Origin of the sequence: Acinetobacter legionensis (assembly GCF_048552295.1) — a bacterium.
GTDB lineage: Bacteria > Pseudomonadota > Gammaproteobacteria > Pseudomonadales > Moraxellaceae > Acinetobacter.
This window is the reverse complement of the sequence record NZ_JBIMCW010000010.1, coordinates 1-19,530: the sequence shown is the minus strand read 5'-3', so window position 1 is coordinate 19,530 and position 19,530 is coordinate 1. Positions and strand designations below refer to the sequence as shown.

20 protein-coding genes are annotated in these 19,530 nt (G+C 37.5%); 7 read left to right on the top strand and 13 right to left on the bottom strand.

The annotated features are described in order from the left end of the window. Positions 1–31: 31 nt before the first annotated feature. From ACG916_RS09595 to ACG916_RS09575, 5 genes are all read right to left on the bottom strand, one after another. A complete protein-coding gene (locus ACG916_RS09595; RefSeq protein ID WP_004720851.1) occupies positions 32–922 on the bottom strand; it encodes a ParB/RepB/Spo0J family partition protein in 891 nt (296 codons plus the stop codon). Beyond that, positions 919–1,701, bottom strand: coding sequence for a ParA family protein (locus ACG916_RS09590; RefSeq protein WP_004720853.1), 783 nt, complete (start codon positions 1,699–1,701; stop codon positions 919–921). The genes ACG916_RS09595 and ACG916_RS09590 overlap by 4 nt, the downstream gene beginning before the upstream one ends. Before the next feature lie 24 nt (positions 1,702–1,725). Further along, positions 1,726–2,358, bottom strand: a complete 633-nt coding sequence (gene rsmG, locus ACG916_RS09585; protein WP_336951442.1) for a 16S rRNA (guanine(527)-N(7))-methyltransferase RsmG — start codon at positions 2,356–2,358, stop codon at positions 1,726–1,728. Between the two features lie 106 nt (positions 2,359–2,464). Beyond that, entirely contained in the window at positions 2,465–3,154 is a 690-nt protein-coding gene (murU, locus tag ACG916_RS09580) for an N-acetylmuramate alpha-1-phosphate uridylyltransferase MurU (RefSeq protein ID WP_336951443.1), read from the bottom strand. After that, complete coding sequence (locus tag ACG916_RS09575; RefSeq protein ID WP_336951444.1) at positions 3,151–4,170, bottom strand: aminoglycoside phosphotransferase family protein; 1,020 nt, start codon at positions 4,168–4,170, stop codon at positions 3,151–3,153. Before ACG916_RS09575 ends, murU begins: the two co-directional genes overlap by 4 nt. Positions 4,171–4,289: 119 nt before the next feature. On the opposite strand from ACG916_RS09575, the gene ACG916_RS09570 reads away from it, so the two are divergent. Beyond that, the gene (locus ACG916_RS09570; protein ID WP_419368149.1) at positions 4,290–6,740 is read left to right on the top strand and encodes an LPS-assembly protein LptD; all 2,451 of its coding nucleotides are present in this window, start codon (positions 4,290–4,292) and stop codon (positions 6,738–6,740) included. Beyond that, the gene (locus ACG916_RS09565; protein WP_419327445.1) at positions 6,740–8,056 is read left to right on the top strand and encodes a peptidylprolyl isomerase; all 1,317 of its coding nucleotides are present in this window, start codon (positions 6,740–6,742) and stop codon (positions 8,054–8,056) included. Before ACG916_RS09570 ends, ACG916_RS09565 begins: the two co-directional genes overlap by 1 nt. 463 nt (positions 8,057–8,519) lie before the next feature. On the opposite strand, the gene hfq is transcribed toward ACG916_RS09565, so the two are convergent. From hfq to tsaE, 4 genes are all read right to left on the bottom strand, one after another. Then, on the bottom strand, positions 8,520–9,017 hold the full coding sequence (gene hfq, locus ACG916_RS09560) for an RNA chaperone Hfq (protein ID WP_419327444.1): 498 nt from the start codon (positions 9,015–9,017) through the stop codon (positions 8,520–8,522). Positions 9,018–9,107: 90 nt separating this feature from the next. Beyond that, entirely contained in the window at positions 9,108–10,052 is a 945-nt protein-coding gene (miaA, locus tag ACG916_RS09555; RefSeq protein ID WP_419327443.1) for a tRNA (adenosine(37)-N6)-dimethylallyltransferase MiaA, read from the bottom strand. A 6-nt stretch (positions 10,053–10,058) separates the two neighbouring features. After that, entirely contained in the window at positions 10,059–12,068 is a 2,010-nt protein-coding gene (gene mutL, locus ACG916_RS09550) for a DNA mismatch repair endonuclease MutL (RefSeq protein ID WP_419330056.1), read from the bottom strand. A gap of 64 nt (positions 12,069–12,132) precedes the next feature. After that, positions 12,133–12,591, bottom strand: coding sequence for a tRNA (adenosine(37)-N6)-threonylcarbamoyltransferase complex ATPase subunit type 1 TsaE (gene tsaE / locus ACG916_RS09545; protein WP_419327543.1), 459 nt, complete (start codon positions 12,589–12,591; stop codon positions 12,133–12,135). A gap of 147 nt (positions 12,592–12,738) precedes the next feature. On the opposite strand from tsaE, the gene ACG916_RS09540 reads away from it, so the two are divergent. The 3 genes from ACG916_RS09540 (at position 12,739) to ACG916_RS09530 (ending at position 14,613) form a co-directional block, all read left to right on the top strand. Continuing rightward, entirely contained in the window at positions 12,739–13,656 is a 918-nt protein-coding gene (locus ACG916_RS09540; protein WP_419330054.1) for a pseudouridine synthase, read from the top strand. A 107-nt stretch (positions 13,657–13,763) separates the two neighbouring features. Then, entirely contained in the window at positions 13,764–14,075 is a 312-nt protein-coding gene (locus ACG916_RS09535) for a type II toxin-antitoxin system RelB/DinJ family antitoxin (protein WP_419327440.1), read from the top strand. Between the two features lie 94 nt (positions 14,076–14,169). Then, a complete protein-coding gene (locus ACG916_RS09530; RefSeq protein WP_004821200.1) occupies positions 14,170–14,613 on the top strand; it encodes a GNAT family N-acetyltransferase in 444 nt (147 codons plus the stop codon). A gap of 133 nt (positions 14,614–14,746) precedes the next feature. Here ACG916_RS09530 and ACG916_RS09525 read toward each other — a convergent pair whose 3' ends face one another. The 3 genes from ACG916_RS09525 to ACG916_RS09515 all read right to left on the bottom strand — a co-directional run bounded on the left by ACG916_RS09525 (position 14,747) and on the right by ACG916_RS09515 (position 16,712). After that, positions 14,747–14,971 (bottom strand): peptidyl-tRNA hydrolase, encoded by a 225-nt coding sequence (locus ACG916_RS09525; RefSeq protein ID WP_336951451.1) that lies wholly within the window; start codon positions 14,969–14,971, stop codon positions 14,747–14,749. Positions 14,972–14,973: 2 nt separating this feature from the next. Continuing rightward, positions 14,974–15,696, bottom strand: a complete 723-nt coding sequence (locus ACG916_RS09520; protein ID WP_419327439.1) for a pseudouridine synthase — start codon at positions 15,694–15,696, stop codon at positions 14,974–14,976. Between the two features lie 107 nt (positions 15,697–15,803). Continuing rightward, positions 15,804–16,712, bottom strand: coding sequence for an NAD(P)/FAD-dependent oxidoreductase (locus tag ACG916_RS09515; protein WP_419327438.1), 909 nt, complete (start codon positions 16,710–16,712; stop codon positions 15,804–15,806). Positions 16,713–16,813: 101 nt separating this feature from the next. On the opposite strand from ACG916_RS09515, the gene ACG916_RS09510 reads away from it, so the two are divergent. Together ACG916_RS09510 and ACG916_RS09505 are read left to right on the top strand one after the other, a co-directional pair. After that, complete coding sequence (locus ACG916_RS09510; protein WP_336951455.1) at positions 16,814–17,272, top strand: RrF2 family transcriptional regulator; 459 nt, start codon at positions 16,814–16,816, stop codon at positions 17,270–17,272. Positions 17,273–17,380: 108 nt separating this feature from the next. After that, entirely contained in the window at positions 17,381–17,839 is a 459-nt protein-coding gene (locus ACG916_RS09505; protein ID WP_336951457.1) for a DUF441 domain-containing protein, read from the top strand. Positions 17,840–18,053: 214 nt separating this feature from the next. Here the strand turns inward: ACG916_RS09505 and ACG916_RS09500 are convergent, their stop codons facing one another. Next, positions 18,054–19,067 (bottom strand): diguanylate cyclase domain-containing protein, encoded by a 1,014-nt coding sequence (locus tag ACG916_RS09500; protein WP_336951459.1) that lies wholly within the window; start codon positions 19,065–19,067, stop codon positions 18,054–18,056. Between the last annotated feature and the right edge of the window lie 463 nt (positions 19,068–19,530).

Genomic DNA, 19,530 nt, shown 5'->3' with positions numbered 1-19,530 from the left:
AGTTCCCCAAATTAATTAAATCGCTTAAACATTATTGTTCTGGTAAACAGATATTTAAAATTCCATCTAACTCATCAAGCGAGTTATAACTGATGACCAGCTTGCCTTTACCCTGTTTGTTATAGTCTAATTTTACACTTGCACTAAAACGTTCTGACAATTTTTGGGTCAGTTGCTGTACATCAGGCGCAAGTGGATCTTTAGATTTTTCCTGCTTTGGCGTATTCCAATCACGCACCAACTGTTCGGTTTGACGTACAGACAAACTCTTATCAATCACAATTTTTGCAATTTGCAATTGATCTTTAGCTTTTAGGGTCAATATCGCACGAGCGTGCCCCATGTCTAATAAACCTTGTTGCATTAAATCTTTGATTTCATCTTCTAGGCTTAATAAACGCAATAAATTACTCACGGTAGTCCGTGCTTTACCTACAGTATCTGCAATTTCTTGATGACTCAAACCGAATTCTTCATGAAAGCGTTGTAATGCCAGTGCTTGATCAACTGGGTTTAAATCTTGGCGTTGAATATTCTCAATCAATGCCAGGGCAATCGCAACTTGATCGGTCAAATCACGTACAATTGCAGGAATTTCTGTCAAACCCGCCAATTGTGCCGCACGCCAACGACGTTCACCAGCTATAATTTCATATGGAGTTTCGTCATTTTCAATAGGACGAATTACAATCGGCTGCATTACACCATGTTTTTTAATTGATGCTGCAAGTTCTTGCAAATCTTGCTCACCAATAAAACGACGGGGTTGATAAGCGCCACGTTTTAATTGGGTTACATCCATCTGTTTTAATTGGCCATGATCCAATGCTTGAACTTCAAGTTGTAATTTTTCTTTTTGGATTGAACCTAATAACGCATCTAAGCCACGACCCTTTGCCAATCCTCTTTTTTTCACGGTCATGCTTTATTTCCTTTTTTCACTTTACTCTTTTTCAACATTTCAGCTGCTAAATTTAAATATGCAATTGCACCTTTAGAGCTTTTCTCAAAATAAATAATCGGCAATCCATGTGCTGGCGCTTCGGCCAACCTCACATTACGCGGAATCACTGTATCATAAAGTTTCTTACCAAAATACTGTTCTAATTCGGCAGAAACATCACGGGTGAGAGCATTACGCGCATCATACATTGTGCGAAGTACCCCAATAATTTCCAACTCAGGGTTTAAAGCTTGTTGAATTTTATCAATAGTCTGCGTCAGATCTGCCAATCCTTCTAATGCATAGTACTCACATTGCATTGGAATAATCACTGCATCCACTGCTGCTAAAGCATTGACCGTAATTAAACTCAAACTTGGCGCACAATCAACAATAATATAATCAAAGTCTTTTTCAATTTGCTGTAAAGCGTTACGCAAAATAAACTCACGTCCATCTTGCTCTGCAATTGCTAACTCAACACCTGCCAAATCACGATTTGAACCAAGCACTTTATAACCAACTTCGGCTTTACTAATTGCAGTTTCAATCGGTACTTCACCCAGAAGTACATCGGTGACAGAATACAACAAATCATTTTTTTGAATACCCGACCCCATTGTAGCATTACCCTGAGAGTCCATATCCACCAATAAAACACGCTTTTTCAACACTGCCAAAGAGGCAGCCAAATTCACGGCTGTCGTGGTTTTACCTACGCCACCTTTCTGGTTTGCGATAGCAATAATTTGAGCCATGGTAACCCCAACCCTTAGTCTGTTTTAAATCTGTTTTAATAAAAGTAAATGACGTTGTTCGTCCAACCGAGGTACATGCAATTCAATAATGTCACAACTCCACTTATCTTTTAAAGCATCAACCTCTTCAATGGGAATCAAACCTTTCATTGACGCAATGATACTGCCTTCATGCATATAAGGTTTTGAAGCTGTCACAAAATCTGTCAATGAAGCAAATGCACGACTGGTGATCACATCAAATTGCCCTAGATCATGGATACTATCTTCGTTTTCTACACGAGTCTGAACTGCGACAACATTTTTTAGTTTTAAATCTGCAATAAATTGTTTCAGAAAACGAATTTTCTTACCATTTGAATCCAACAAAACACATTGGCGTTCAGGTTGACACAGTGCAATGATCATCCCTGGCATGCCCCCGCCAGTACCAATATCGAGTAAACGACCAGCGGGTAAATCATTTAAAATACTTAAGCTATCCAATAAATGCTTAACCAACATTTCTTTTGGATCGCGAATCGCTGTTAAGTTATAAGCTTTGTTCCACAGGACGAGTGCATCTTGATATTGCAACAATAATCCTAATGCTTCATCACTAAGTTTTAAGCCAAGCTTTAGACTGCCTTGCTTTAACTCTTGAAAAAATGGATGCATGATCAAATAACATCTTTAAAAAATTAGCTGAAAGTATACCTATTTCTCGCCCGTGGAACAGTAGTTAACGATGAGTTAATACGCACTTAGGCCTATTTATTCGCACTTAAGTATACTCACCCTGTCTTATTTGCAAATCTAAGGCTGTTAAACGCTCAGGTGTACCAACATCAACCCACGCCGCTTGCATTTTCTCTGCCGAAATTTTACCGTCTAGCATGCCTTGTTTAAGCAAAGGTGCAAGTGGTCTTTTACCATGCTCCAGCCCATCAAACATTTTTGGATTGATCACAGCGATACCACTGTAAGTTAAATTTTCTCCTTGCTGATTTTGATCAAAGGTATAAGCACGACCATTTGCCAAGGTAAAATCACCTTGTGGATGTTGTTCAGGATTATTGACAAAAACCAAATGCGCAAGATCATCAGCAAGATCCATATTCAATAATGATGTAAAATCAAAAGTGGTCCATACATCGCCATTGACCAGAATAAAAGGTTGATCACCGAGAAGTGCTAAGGCATTGATAATCCCACCTGCGGTTTCCAAGCCCTCATCTTCACGCGTCCAGCGTATAGTCACACCAAATTGTGAGCCATCACCTAACGCACCGATCAGAATATCTGCCAACCATGCAGAGTTAATCACGATTTCAGTTACACCCATTTTTTTTAATTTTTCAATATGCCATACAATTAGTGCTTTGCCGCCCACTTCCAATAAAGGCTTTGGCTTATAGAGGGTCAAAGGTCGCATTCTATTGCCTAGACCAGCTGCTAAAATCATCGCTTTCATGCTGCAACCACCTCATATGCGCCATATTTTTCTTCAAATTTTGGCAAAACCCGTGCACGAATAAAACTCATGAACGGTTGTAATTCTGGGTAAGATTTTGACTCTTCCAATAAATACCACATGACACGAGGCAAGTCCTTGAGATAACCAGATTTACCGTCACGCTCAAACAAACGAACAAAAATACCTAAAATTTTGATATGGCGCTGAATTGCCATGAAGTCAGCATCTTGTTTGAATTGATCAAAATCACGATCTTGCTTCGCAGATTCTGGCAATAAGTCATAAAATACTTTAAACCACTCATACACACGCTCAGGACTCCACTGTACGTAGGCATCACGGGTAATCGAAATCAAGTCATAAGTGTCAGCACCAATCACTGCGTCTTGAAAATCAATCACACCTTGATCTTTCTCAGCTTCAAGAATCATCAGATTACGACTATGGAAATCACGATGTACGATTACTTGAGGTTGTGCCAAAGCAGCATTGGCAAGAATAGCAAAAGTTCGTTTAATTAATCCAAGCTCATCATCTGTTACTTGGATTGCTAATGATGGTAACAACCAATCTGTTAACAATTCCATTTCTGAGATCAGCTTTTCATAGGCATATGCGGGCAAGTGTGATGAATCAGCAAAAATAGATTGCAACTGCACCAACTGTTTAAAACTTTGTGCATAATGTGCATCTACCGTTTGATCATTCAATTGTGTAGATAGCAAGATATCGCCAAAATCTTCAAGCAACAATAAACCTTGATCTAAATCCTTGGCAACAATATGAGGTACACGCACCCCATTTGTGTCAAAGAACTCATCAATCGCAACAAAAGGACGACAATCTTCCTTCTCAGGAGGTGCATCCATAAGCATAAATGTTTTATTATTCAAGGTAATTCGTGCATAACGACGGAAACTCGCATCGCCTGCTAAAAAATTGATTTCAAATTGATCTGAACTGAGTACAGATGTTAACCATGTTTGTATCAATTGTTCACGTTGTGTATTCATTTGCAATTTAATCTAATTCAGGCTGAATTTTTGAAGTGCTAAGTGTAGCTACTTATCGACTTTTTCTCTATGATGCGACAATAATTAATTGCGATTAGCATATTTGGTTAATGAGACAAATGAAGCATCAGTTTAAATTTAATCCTTTAGCGACTGCTATTTTGACACTTCTTTGTGGAAGTTCAGTATCCAGCTATGCTGAATCGACAGACACTGTTTCTGAAGTTAATAATAAGCAACTGAATGCAGCCATCAAAGAAAGCTTTGCAGGGCAAAATTTCTTTGAACAATATTATGTGGACAAAAACTCGCCTGAAGCACAGGTACGTGATTTAAAAAATCCAAGCACGCGTTATTGTGAAGGTGTTTGGGTTACTCCTTTTAGCACCCAAGCTAAATCGACAAACCCAGAAGAAGCATCATCTGTGATTACCGCAGACAATGGTTATTACAATCCCAATGGTGACTCTTTCCTGTCTGGTGATGTGGTCATTGACCAATCTGGACGTATGATCCGTGCTGATGAAGTGACCATTGATAAAACACAAACTTTCGCCAAAGCGAAAGGCAATGTACAAATGGCACAAGGCGGTATCATCGCGCAAAGTGATCAAATCGATTACAATCTGAAAGATGAAACTGGTCAGTTAAATAATAGTTTCTATATTGCAGAATTGACCCACGCACATGGTCATGCAGAAAAAATAGAAAGAACTTCACCAACCAATATCGTTCTTGAAAATGCCACCTACACCACCTGCCCACCCGATGAAAAACCCACTTGGAAAATTCAGGCCAATAAAATTGAATTGGATCAAGATACGGGGCGTGGTGTAACGCGTGGCACCAAACTCTATGTTAAGGATGTGCCTGTACTCGCAGTTCCATATTTCAACTTCCCAATCGATGACCGCCGTACTACAGGGATTTTAAATCCTAGTTTCGGTTTTACTAATGATGGTGGCTTTGAACTCGCAGTTCCCGTTTATTTAAATTTGGCGCCCAACTATGATGCCACCATTACACCACGGCTGATAACTGATCGTGGTCTTATGGCTCAAGGTGAGTTTCGTTATTTAACTGAGAACTTTGGTGCTGGTAGCGTTTGGGGAAGTTATTTACCTTCTGACCGTGATTATAATGATGAAGATCGTAAAGACCTACATTTCCTACACAAGTGGGATATCACCAAACAATGGTCAACCAATTTAGAATACAATTATGTTTCTGATAAAGATTTTTTCTCGGATCTAGATAACAATCCAAACACACGAACAGAACTTAACCAACGCCGTGCTTGGGAACTCAATTACAATCACGGTATTCCAGGGTTAAAAGCTCAGCTTAAAGTTGAAGACTTCCAAACACTCGATAAAACCATCAAAGATGTTGATAAGCCATATGCCCGCCTACCGCAGTTTTTGCTCAATTATGTAGCTGGAAATCCACAAGGTTTGGAATACGAGTTTAATAACGACACTGCTTATTTCCAAAAAGACATCAATGATGCCGATTATAATAACCAGCCAAGTGGTACACGTTTATATAACCAATTTGCAACACGTTATAATTTCCGTAATCCATGGTCTTTTGTAATTCCAGAAGTTTCTGTACGTAGTTTAAATACCTTTTATGATCAAACTACTGTAGATCAACTTAACTTAAATAACCAAAGCCAAGATAGCAAAAATAAATCTGTTGTTGTTCCTCAATTTACCTTGGATACGGGTTTAACTTTCGAAAAGGACAGAAAATTCCTCCAGACCATTACACCTCGCGCTTTCTACGCCTATGCACCATATAAAAATCAAACAGGTTATCCAAACTTTGATTCAACAACAGCTTCTATTAGCTATGATCAATTGTTTAGCCCGTACCGTTTCTATGGACACGACCGCTTAGAAGACAATAACTTTTTATCGCTTGGTTTAAGCTATAGCTTGTTTGATACAGTGGGCTTAGAGCGTTTAAGAGCAAGTATCAGTCAAAGTTATTATTTTGATGATCGAAAAGTTACCTTACTCAACAATACAGATGATTTAGATAGAGAAAAACATACTGGTCCTGTGCTGAGCCTTTCTAGCCAACTTTCACAAAACTTCACACTGAGTACCAATTCAGCATGGATGTCAAATGGTGATAGCGCTCAACATGACTTCCAATTGTATTATACAGGGCAACGCGGAAACCTTTATAATGTTGGTTATTTTTATCGTAATAACCTCCCTGACCGTCAACGTGCATATGATCAAGCAGTTGCATCATTTATACAGCCTGTAAAAGACAACTGGCGTATTATGGGACATGTTCAATATGACCTTGACAACCATGTCGCACGCGAATATTTATTGGGTGTGAATTATGAATCTTGTTGTTGGGGAATTTCCGTCTATGGTCGCTCGTATTTTAATGATCTAGATGATGTTTCTCTTCCTGATACAAAGCCAAAACGCGCAGTGATGGCTGAGATCACACTAAAAGGACTTGGTGGTTTGAACAACAAGTTAAGTTCATTACTTGAAAATCGTATTTTAGGTTTTGATAAAGCTAATCAATCTTGGACACATTAATGAAGACGCAAAAATTTAAAAAATTATTTAAAGCATCAACCTTAGCTTTACTCATCTCCACCGCGGTATCAGTTTATGCTGCTCCGCAGGACCAAATCATAGCAATTGTTGGTTCTACAGCAATTTTAAAAAGTGATTTAGACCAAGGTGTTGCTGAAGCGACACATCGACTTCAGGCACAAAAGAAAGAAATCCCACCACAAAACATTCTGCAACAGCAAGTACTGAGTCAGCTCATCACCCATGATGCACAGCTTGAACAAGTGAAGAAGTATGGCTTAAAAGCAGATGAAAAAAGCTTAAATGAAGCCGTATTGAAAGTTGCCCAACAATCTGGTGCAAATTCTTTAGAAGCTTTTCAAAAAAAATTAGATGCTGTTGCGCCTGGTACTTATGAATTACTGCGTAACCGTGTTGCGGAAGATTTACTCATTCAACGATTGAGTCAACAACAAGTAATGTCTCGTATCAAGATCACTGACCTTGATGTTGAAAACTTCTTAAAATCACCTGAAGGTCAAGCTGCTGTTGGTAGTCAAGTTCATGTACTACATATGCGTATTTCAGGAGAAGCGCCAGCAAGCGAGTTAGAAAGTATTGCAAAAGCAGTCCGTACTGACTTAAAAGATAGCAATGACGTAAAAAGCTTAGAAAAGAAATTTACTACAGCACAAATCAAAGTCGATGGCGCTGATATGGGCTTTCGTCCGCTTTCAGACATTCCAACAGATCTTGCTGCACGTGTGACTACCCTTGAACCAGGTCAAACCACTGACTTAATTCCAGCAAAAGACGGGGTTCATGTTTTAAAATTATTAGAAAAAAAATCGAATGAACAAAAAGCATTGGTTTCACAGTTTAATACTCGTCATATTCTGATTAAAACATCAGAAGTTGTTAGCCCTGAAAATGCAAAGCAAACCATTGAAAGTATTTATAATCGCTTAAAAGCGGGTGATGATTTTGCTACGCTTGCTTCAACTTATTCAAATGATCCAGGTTCTGCTCGTGATGGCGGAAGTCTTGGCTGGGTAAGCCCTGGCATGATGGTTCCTGAATTTGATAAACTCATGCAGAGCTCGCCAGTCAATGAAATTAGCAAACCATTTCAAACTCAATTTGGCTGGCATATTCTTCAAGTCACAGGTACACGTCAACAAGATATGACTTCAGAATACCAAAAGCGTATGGCACGCCAAATTTTAGGCGAACGTCAATTCGAATCAGAATATGACGGCTGGCTAAGAGAGTTACGTGCAAATACTTACATTGAAATCAAAGATCCCAGCTTAGATCCAAAGAAAAATGAAAGTTAAGCCTGCGCTTAGTATTTAAATTAAAAAGCCAGTGTTCTACACTGGCTTTTTAATTTCAAAATCTTGGTTATCTTATTATTTCATAAATGGCTTGCATTGTTGATTAAAATTGAGCTGATGAAGCATGAAGCATGAAGCATGAAGCATGAAGCATGAAGCAAAGAGAATAGCGAGGCTATCTTCAGGTTTCATAACGTAAACCCAAGAAAATTTTAAACACAACCCCAAGCAAGAACAATGCGTGGCTTTATTTGCAGCGCAAGGACCAACGTTTTTACCATTACGTCGATACTCAGCGAAATGACGTTTACATCATTCAGAATGACTAAATTTCGTATCATCTAAAAACGGTGTAGGTGCAAACATAGATAAATTTCAACATAGTCTCATATTAAGAGAAGCCAATAAAAAAGAGACGCCAATTTGGCGTCTCTTTTACAATCGTTCTTGTTAAATCAAGAAATTAACGATTGTTTTCATCTTCTTGTGAATCTTCAAATTTTGTTTCGCCGCCAAAGTCAGTACCTTGACCGCCGAAGCCACCTTGACCACCGAAGCCACCTTGACCACCGAAGCCACCTTGGCTACCGAAACCACCTTGACCACCGAAACCGCCTTGTTGACCACCAAAGCCACCTTGTTGACCACCGAAGCCACCTTGACCACCAAAGCCACCTGCTTGACCGCCGAAGCCACCAGCTTGACCACCAAAGCCACCAGCAGCGCCTTGAGCACCAGCAGGAGCACCAGCAGGACGTGGATTACGTGCAGGTACAACAGTTGAAATAGCATGCTTATAAACCATTTGGCTTACTGTGTTTTTCAACAAAACAACATACTGGTCAAAAGATTCAATATGACCTTGTAATTTAATACCGTTTACAAGAAAAATAGAAACAGGAATACGTTCTTTACGGAGAGAATTTAAGAACGGATCTTGTAAAGTTTGACCTTTAGACATTTTATACTCCAAAAAAAATTAAAATCAGCGCAAAAACTACCTTTATTTTTCAATTAAAATTTATAAAAAAGGTAGTTGTTAAATTTTGCTTTATCCGTATAAGTTTCGCAAGTCTTCTTGTGCTTGGTTTATCGTAAAAAAAGTTTGAAAAGAGTGTGTTTCTTGCAAAGATCGTAACCAAGTGTATTGACGTTTTGCTAATTGTCGTGTTGCAAAAAGTGCTTTATCCTTCATTTGGCGCTCACTTTCTTGACTCAAATCACTGTTTTTTAAAAAATCTATCGCTTGTCTATATCCAACTGAGCGTGAAGAAGGTAAATTTTCTTCAAGATCGTATTTTTTCATAAGATTTTCAACCTCATTTAAAAATCCGATTTCCCACATTTTTTCCAAGCGTAACTCAATTCGCTTGTGCAGCTCAAGACGATCAGGCAATAAAGCATAATTATGAAAATGATAACGGTAAGGTTGATTCTTCGGTTGTTCTGCCTGTAGTTGAGTAATAGGACGACCAGTAATTTTATACACTTCTAAAGCACGAATGATTCGTTGCTTATCACTGACTTTAAATTTTTCACCTGCCAACACATCAACAGATTTTAATTCATCATACACCGATTGCCAGCCTTCCGTTTCACCTTTTAACTCAATCGCAGCACGAATCGCATAATCAGCACTCGGTAAATTTGTAGAGAGCCCCTCAAGTAACGCTTTAAAATATAGCATTGTACCGCCAACTAAAATAGGTGTTTTACCGCTTGCATGGATACCATCAATCAGTCGACAAGCATCCTCGACAAATTCAGCAGCAGAATAAACCTCAAGAGGCGTAATAATATCAATCAAATGATGCGGATAACGCTCCTGCTCTGCTTTAGTCGGCTTTGCTGTACCGATATCCATATCTTTATAGACCAAAGCAGAATCTACAGAAATGAGCTCATAATCCCCATGATCATACAATTCACATGCCAAAGCAGTTTTTCCGCTTGCGGTTGGTCCCATTAAATTGATGACTGGCAATTGATTTGACATGTACAACTACTCTCCTCGAGCAAATAATTTATCTAATTGGAGTAATGGAAATGCACGCCAAGTTGGTCGACCATGATTACACTGACTTGCAAATTCTGTATGTTCCATTTGTCGCAGCAAAGCATTCATTTCTGAAAGACTTAGCATTCGATGTGCGCGCACTGCGCCATGGCATGCCATTCCTGCTAAAATTTGATCACGCTTCTGTTGTAGTGCTTGAGCTTCATCATTTGGATCTAAATCATTGAGTAATTCAGGTACCAAGGATTCAAAATCTGCTTTATGTAAAATCGCAGGCACACCACGCACAATTACTTGATCATCACCATATTGATCAATTTCTAGACCTAAGCGCTCCAGCTGCGGTTTTAAATCATCAACACGAGTTGCTTGCATACGGGTAATTGAAATAATTTTAGGAATAAGCAACTGTTGTGAAGTCCAAAATTCAGGTTTATCCCATGCAGATTTCATTTGTTGAAGTAAAATACGTTCATGCGCTGCATGCATATCGACAATAATTAGACCTTCCGTGTTCTGTGCAAGAATATAAATCCCATGCAATTGCGCAATGGCGATTCCCAAGGGATATTCATCAACTTGATGGATCTGTTTATTTTGAGTTTCCTGCGCAGATCGCTCGTAAGATGCTTGATCTATTAAGCCTTGATCGGAATTTCCAGAGTCACGCAAAGGGGCTAAATAGCTTTTCAATGCGTTATTGAGTTGCTGACTACCACGATACTGCTGTTGCGGCTCATACTGAGAATAATTGACTGTTTGGGCTTGTGTATTACTAAAATCTGTTAGACCACTATTCTGTATAGCCCCATCTGAATTGCTTAGGCTACTTTGATCAACCACATGTTGCTCAGCGGTTGCATTTCGATGTAAATAAAACTGTTCTTGATAACGTGGCTGAGCTGGTAATAATTGATCTGCTATTGATCCATCCTGCTTCATTGCAGAAGATAAATCCGCAGTTGCAGTTTGAAATTGAGATAAGGTGTCTTTAGCAAAATGTCGTACAAACTCATGCACTTCACGTTGATTAAGGAAGCGAATTTCATGCTTGGTTGGATGCACATTCACATCAATATTTTCAGGATCTACTTCTAAAAATAGCAAATAGGCAGCATGTTGATGCCCATGCAAAATACCATCATAAGCCATCCGTAAAGCATGCGAAATGGTTTTATCTTTGACGATACGACCATTCACATAGACATATTGCAAATCGGCTTGTGCACGCGCATCTGAAGGATGTCCTAACCAACCTGATAAACGCATACTAATACTGTCTGCATCTATCCAATACGCATTTTCAGTGAATTGGCGACCTAATAATTGCTGTACCCGTTGAAATCTTAGCTCACCACTATCTGCAATCGGCAAATTAAGGCGAATATTGTCATTATGTTCTAAAACAAAGCAGATATCGAAATGCGTAAGTGCCATTCGACGTACAATTTCTTCAATATGACCAAATTCAGTACTTGGTTTCTTTAAAAATTTACGCCGCGCAGGCACATTAAAAAACAAATCCTGAATACGGATATGTGTACCTTGTTGGGTTGCTACTGCTTGAATATCTTGATGATCAAATGCTGTACCATTGACTTCAAGTTGATAACCTACACCCGAATCATCCTGACTACTGGTTAAGGTTAAACGCGAAACAGCGGCAATAGATGCAAGCGCCTCACCACGAAAGCCCAAACTCATAATTGCTTGTAAATCTTCAGCAGATTGAATTTTACTGGTCGCATGTCGAGTCACTGATAGCGCTAAATCTTCAGCATGAATACCTCGTCCATTGTCAATAATTTCAATCAGGGTACTTCCACCATTTGCTACGCGTATAATCAGCTCTGTCGCACCTGCATCTATCGAATTTTCAAGTAACTCTTTCACTACAGATGATGGGCGTTCAATCACCTCACCTGCAGCAATTTGGTTGGCAAGGGCTGGATCTAAACTTTGGATACGTCTTAAACTGATATCTTCACGTTGCATTCAATTAACCTAAAATATAAATAAATCAGAATATCTGGTTGGTTTAAAATGCTGAAAACATTGATCAACTCAACGCTTCAATCAATTCAGCAGAAACACTTTCAATCATCACTTCACGAGCAACTTCATCGTCTGTTTTTAAAATAGTAATCACATGATCTGCTTGTGGGATTTCATCAGCGCCTTTAGAGGGCCATTCAAATAAAAATAAAGCATTCTCGACTTCTAAATAATCTCGAATACCCATTAGTTCGAGTTCATAAGGATCATTTAGACGGTACAAGTCAAAATGAAAGACATCTTTCACATTGATCTTGTAAGGTTCTACCAATGTATATGTGGGACTTTTCACCGCACCTTGATGCCCTAAACTTTGCAACCAATAACGTGTGAGTGTGGTTTTTCCCGCACCTAAGTCACCGATTAAATAAATTACGCCTTTTGCAATATGTTGAGCGAGCTTTTGTGCCAACATTTGGGTGTCTTGTTCATTGCTCAGAGTTAATTTATATGAATATTGCATAACGCTCACGATATGATTCAAACTAGACAATATGATAGCATTGCGTGACTTTAAAACCTATGTTGCATTGTTTAGAAATCATGTTTTGATACTTTCCAACACGCTTAGACAACTCACTTTAAACTTATCTGCATAAAAAATACGCTTATGAAACCCGTCACCCTTGTTTCAGAATATCAACCGCCAATGAGAGATGGTGTAACAGCTTCAAAAGTTTATCTCCCTAAATTAGAAAATTTACCTACAAATTTATTCAGTTATTTATGTAACCATTTTCCGCATATTTCAACCAATGAATGGCAACAACGTTTTGAAGATCAACTCATCTTGGATATGCATGGTCAAGTATTAACAATAGATCATCCCTATCTAGCGAATACTCATCTTTACTATTATCGATTTCTAACGCATGAGATTTATGTGCCTTTTCAAGAAAGTATATTATTTGAAAATGAGGACTTCATTGCCGTAGATAAACCTCATTTTTTGACCATCAGTCCCTCAGGCCAATATATACAAGAAACATTATTAGTCCGTTTAAAAAAAACGATAAATAATCCTAACTTAACCCCCATCCATCGTTTAGATCGTGAAACTGCTGGCATTGTATTGTTTTCTAAATGCCCACAAACACGTGGTCTATATCAACAAATGTTTGCACAACGGCAAGTCAATAAAACCTATCAAGCAATTGCAAAATTTGATTCTGAGTTAAGCTTTCCACGTTCTGTAGATTTAAGAATGGAAAAGGGCGAACCTTTTTACACCATGAAAGTTGTTGATGGAAAATCAAACTCATATACCGAAATTGATCTCATTGAACATAATCAAATTTGGGCAAAATACTTACTTAAGCCATCAACGGGTAAACAGCATCAATTACGGGTACATTTAAATTGGTTAAATATTCCAATTAAAAATGACCCCTTTTATCCGCGGGTTCAACATAAAGATGCTGCTGATTTTTCACAACCTTTGCAGCTTTTAGCCAAAAAAATTCAGTTTCTTGACCCGATTAGACAAGTAGAATATTGCTTCTGTTCTAACTATGAATTGACACTGTAATTTTGACGTAATGACAAATATATGACTTTTTGGCGATTAAGCATTGAAATTCCGAAAGCTTTGATTAAAATAAGCATTCAAACTCTAATTTTGTTTGGTCACTATTCATGAGAAAAACCGAAGTCTATCAAGTACGTCTTGATTCACAAGAAAAAAAACTAGCATTTGCTGTTTTTAAACAATTGGGGATTACGCCTGCACAAGCAGTTCGACTGTTTTTTAAACAAGTTGTCATCACAAAATCCATCCCTTTCGCTATAGAAAATCAAAATATCAATATGGATCAGTTACTCAAGCTGAGAAAACTTAAGCAAGACCAACAAAACGGGCAACTCAATTCATCTGTTGATTTAAATGATGACGATGAAGATCTATTTGCAGAGTTAAATGCCATCTTGGGTGAAAGTGACAAAAAATAACACTGTCGCATTTTTAAACAAATAATTAAGTTTACTTTTCTATTTTTTGGTTATGCTCTTTTGCAAAGATAAAAATCATTGCAAGGAGTAATAAATGATCGTTAGACGAGCGACCAAAGAAGATTTAAATCAACTTGCTACTTTATTTGATGAATATCGCCAATTTTACGGCGCATCTTCCAATATCCAACAGTCCTTTAATTTTTTAAAACAACGTTTTGAAAATAAAGAAAGTGTAATCTTCATCCATGTCAAAGATGATGTTTTTACAGGCTTTGTGTTGTTATACCAAGGCTTTTCATCTGTTTCTTGTTCAAAGTACTATATTTTAGATGATGTTTATGTAACACCTGTTTTTCGTCGACAAGGTTCTGCCAAGCAACTGATTGATACTGCAATTCTTTTTGCACGTCATGAAGATGCGCAACGAATCAGTTTAGAAACCCAGAAAAACAATTACCATTCACATCAGCTCTATGAGCAAATGGGTTTTGTTAAAGACAATGAATTCCAGACATTTCATTGTTTTCTTAAGTAATTTGTACTATACAATTTTTAATCAATTCAATACAGGTTTCAACATCTTTGCGAATTTAAGTACATTGGGTATCGTGTCCTGTGAAATAGGAAAGACCACAGCACAGGATTTTTTACTATCCAATACTGTACTTTCATGTCCTAAATAACACTTTAATTTGAGCAATTTTATCAAATTCTTTTTGATTCACTTTAACCACAACTTTACGAAAAGAATGTTCTAACCAATTTTTATAACTTTCGGCATCAGCATCTTGAACAAATTGTAAATGCGCAGCCAAAACTGCATGCGCAACAAGAGTTGGAACCATAAAGTCTGGCATTTTATCTAAAACAGCAATAAAGAGCTTTAAAGCCATGATCAAATCACTATTTGTTCATTTTGACTATTTCTAGCAGCATTCACCTGATCTTCTGTCAAATAAACCCACTCGCCTTCAACCAATTCTTTAAGTGCTAATTGTCCGACTTGTGCACGATGCAAGCTTTCAACCCTATTACCCACTGCAGCTAACATCCGTTTGACTTGATGATAAACCCCTTGGTGTACAGTCATTTGTAATGCATATTCAGCCAAGCGCTGTACATCTGTTGCTGCAAATGTACCTTTTTCATTGCGTAATTCTACACCCTGTTCAAGTTGTTGAATCTGATCATCTGTAATTGGATCTGCTGTTTGTATTTGATAAACTTTAGCCACGTGCTTTTTAGGATGAGTCAATGCTTGCAAAAACTGCCCATCATCCGTGAGTAGCAATAGACCCGTCGTGTCCTGATCTAAACGACCAACAGTTTGTAAACCACGGTTCATAAGTACATCATCGAATAAATCAAAAACACTAAAATGGTGTGTTGATTGATGGGAACATTCGTAATCCTGCGGTTTATTTAAGGCAATATAGACTTTTTCACGGTATTTAAATGTTTCGGTATAGACTGAAAATACTAGATTTTGGGTATCAAGCTTAAATTTAGGGTCTGTAACGACCTCGTTTTGGATTTGAATTGCACCATTTTTGATGAGTTGTTGGCAATGCTTACGTGAACCAAAGCCTTGTGATTGCAACATTTTTTCCAAGAACATAAATCAATACCTTAAAAATTCACGATACATTTTAAAGTATCGTGAATTGAAACCCAAACAACATTCAGGCTTTTTTAGCCTTATTGATTAATCAATATATGCTTTTATCAAGTATTAAAGATAAATGACTTATGTACAGCAACACCCGCCAGTGCTCCATCTGCAACTGAGAAAGCAACTGAACCACCTGAACGGGTGATATCACCACAAGCATATATCCCTTTAAGATTGGTTTCTTTGATGGCTGTGGTTTGAATGGCTTCGCTATATTCATTTACATCAAGCGCTACACCCAGTTTTTTGATCCAAGGGGCATTGATGCGCATAAAAGTGGAAATGAATAATCCATCTAATTGAACCTGCTCACCATCTTCCAAGACTAAATCACAATGATTGTGTATTTTAAGAATTTTGCGGGTATTTAATTTCACATTTCTTTGTTTAAGCTGTTTAAGTATGACGGGATCTAATTCAGCTTGTGAAATTGCATCATTTAAAAATAAAGTGGTATTGCCCCAGTCGGGTAACATCAGTGCCATATGGATCGAATGTAAACCTGAACATAACATTCCAAGTGTTCCAAGATTTAACTCATAGCCATCACAATATGGACAATGAAAAATGCTTTTCCCCCACCGTTCTGCTAAACCATCAATTTCAGGTAAATCATCTTTAACGCCTGTAGCAATAATTATTTTTTTGACTTTAATGATTGTACAGGTCTCATCAGCTTGATCTATTTGAATTTCATATTGCTGCCCGACAGCTCTCACATCGGTGACTGATGCGTTAATACATGACAAAGTTTGATATTTATCTAACTGTAATTTTGCATCTCGAATAATTGTTGCTGGCGTATTGCCATCTTGGGTTAAGAAATTATGCGAATGTTCAGCAAAACGATTACGACGCATGCCTGCATCAATCATTAACACTTTTTTTCTAGCACGAAGCAATGGTAATGCTGCTGATAAACCTGCATAACTCCCACCAATAATTACGACGTCATAATTCATTTTCAACACCAATAAGTAACTTTTAAAGTTACTATATTGAGTTATTTTTATAATTGCAACTTTTAATGTTACAATTAGAAAAAGAACATTGACTTAAAACTATGCGTAAAGACAGTAAGCTTTCTCGAATGTTGCATGTGCTATTACATATGGCACGTGAAAAAAAACCGTTCACCTCTGAACAAATTTCAATCATGTTAGACACCAATCCTGTCGTAGTGCGTCGTACCATGTCTGGTTTAAAAAAAGCAGGCTTTGTTCATGCAGACAAAGGCCCTGGTGGTGGCTGGACTTTAGTGCAAACCTTAGAACAAATATCATTATTTGATATTTATCAGGCTGTTGGAGAACCTACTATTTTTGCGATTGGCAATGAACAAGAAACACCCAACTGTCTGGTTGAATTGGTGGTAAATAAGGCTTTAAACCAAGCTATGCAAGAGGCACAAAACATTTTAATACAACAGCTTAAATCAACAAATCTGTCTAAACTAGCACAAGACTTTGAGTATGAATGGAATTTATTGGGTGCTGAAACTCAAAAATTTATTGTCCATTAAATCCGCATTCAGCTGAATTTAAATGTAACTCATCGCCTGACAAGACAAATTCACATGCTGCTTTTCAGTATAATGGGGCGATATATTAATTTTTAATGATGAATATTGATGAGTTTTTCTAGTCTAGACCTAAATTTAATTGTGCTTCTTGTTTTATTGGTCTGCGGCATTTTCAGTCACAATACTGCGGTCACCATTGCAGCTGGGATTTTGATCGTCTTTAGAATCACACCGTTAAGTGAATTTTTCCCATTATTACAGACCCACGGTTTAGAAGTAGGCGTTATTATTTTAACTATTGGTGTGCTTACTCCAATTGCCAGTGGCAAAATCCCTGGTGATGTCATTTTAAAATCATTTATGCACTGGAAATCATTAACAGCTATTGCGATTGGTTTATTAGTTGCATGGTTAGGTGGCCGTGGAGTTTCCTTAATGACCAGCCAACCCAATGTCGTTGCAGGTTTATTGATTGGAACTGTCGCTGGAGTTGCTCTGCTCAGAGGTGTACCTGTGGGTCCCTTGATTGCTGCAGGAATTCTATCTTTACTGATTGGAAAAACTTAAAGTATTTTAAAATATACTCTCTTTACCCTGATCTGATAGTTTCGAGATTTGCTTAAAACTATCAGGTTAAGTTAGAGCTACATTCAATTCATAAAATTGATAAATGCTTATACATAACGATTGGCAGATACTCTTAATGCATATGATCCACATAAATGATATTAAACAAACCTAAACTATACTAAAATTTATTTCAAATTAAAGATTTTAAATCTCAAGTGTTTAGATTGATGATTTTTCTAGAACGTTTATGTTCATACATTTTAAGGTCTGCAAATTCAATCAACTTATTGAGTTCAATGCCATCTTCAGGAAATAAAGCCAGACCTACACTTGCACCCATAGTCAATTTGACGTTTTCAAATACAAATGGTAATCCACATGCTTCAACAATACGATTCATGACTTTTTTTGCCAACTGTTGATCGCCAAGACTGCTTAAAATCACTGCAAACTCATCGCCCCCCAAACGTGCAACCAAATCATCGTGTCGCGTAGTATTGACAATACGTTTACCAATTTCCTTTAATGCCTCATCACCTAAACGGTGTCCATATTGATCATTGATTGGTTTCAAGCCATCCATATCAATGATCAAAATCCCAAGTAGTTTTTGTGTACGTTTCGCTTTTTCAACACCTTGTCTTAGACAATCAAGAAACAAAGCACGATTGGCAAGTCCTGTTAACTGATCCTGTGTGGCAAGTTTATAGAGTTCTTGGGCACCAAACTTACTAGCATGATACATTGCAGCAGCAATCAGTTCAGACATGAGAGTAAGTAAATTTATATCACTTTCTTTAAAAGCATTTACGCGTTCTGAATAAATTTTTAATACACCAATCGGTTCATCACAATGAATTAGTGGTACAACAGCCATAGAACGCAGCCCAACCCGTCTACATGCTTCACGATCTACACGCGCATCAGTTTCACTATCTTTACAATACAAAGTCGTATTCTGCGCGATACAGAGCCCTGAAAGGCTAGAGCCCATCTTTAATCGTAGGCCTAGAAATTGATTAGCGCCATTTGAAACGGCACGATAAACCATATCACCTTCTTCAGCGAGCTCTACAATTGCACCTTTTGCATGGGTAATCAATTGAACTTGCTCTGCCACTAAAGTCATGACAGCATTGATATCTAAGCCTAATTTTGCAATTGCTGTCTGCGTCTGAATCACTGACAGTAATTGTTTTGAGGTTGGTTGTTTCGTTTTAGACATACATCATCCTAGACGAGGGTGATCCAATTTAAGTATATAAGGTCAAACTCTACATTGATGAAATAAGTATGAGTGCCTACTAGCGCTAGCTTCATTTCAAAGCCTGAATAAGTAAATTATTATCAAGCACAGAGTTTATGACATACATATTATGATGATTCATATTTAAAGTATATTACTGTGTTCATTAAATTTTTGAGTAAAATTCAATCCATTACATCTTTTAAGCTTTAATTTAACTCAAACATTCAATCACTCATCTAATCATTTTTGAAAGTTTAAAGTCTTAAATAGAAAATCTTAGTCTAAATCAAGATTTACCACCCCAATATAGATCTTATAAAACTGTTTCATATTCAAATGAGTAATGAGTAATGAGTAATGAGTAATGAGTAATGAGTAATGAGTAATGAGTAATGAGTAATGAGTAATGAGTAATGAGTAATGAGTAATGAGTAATGAG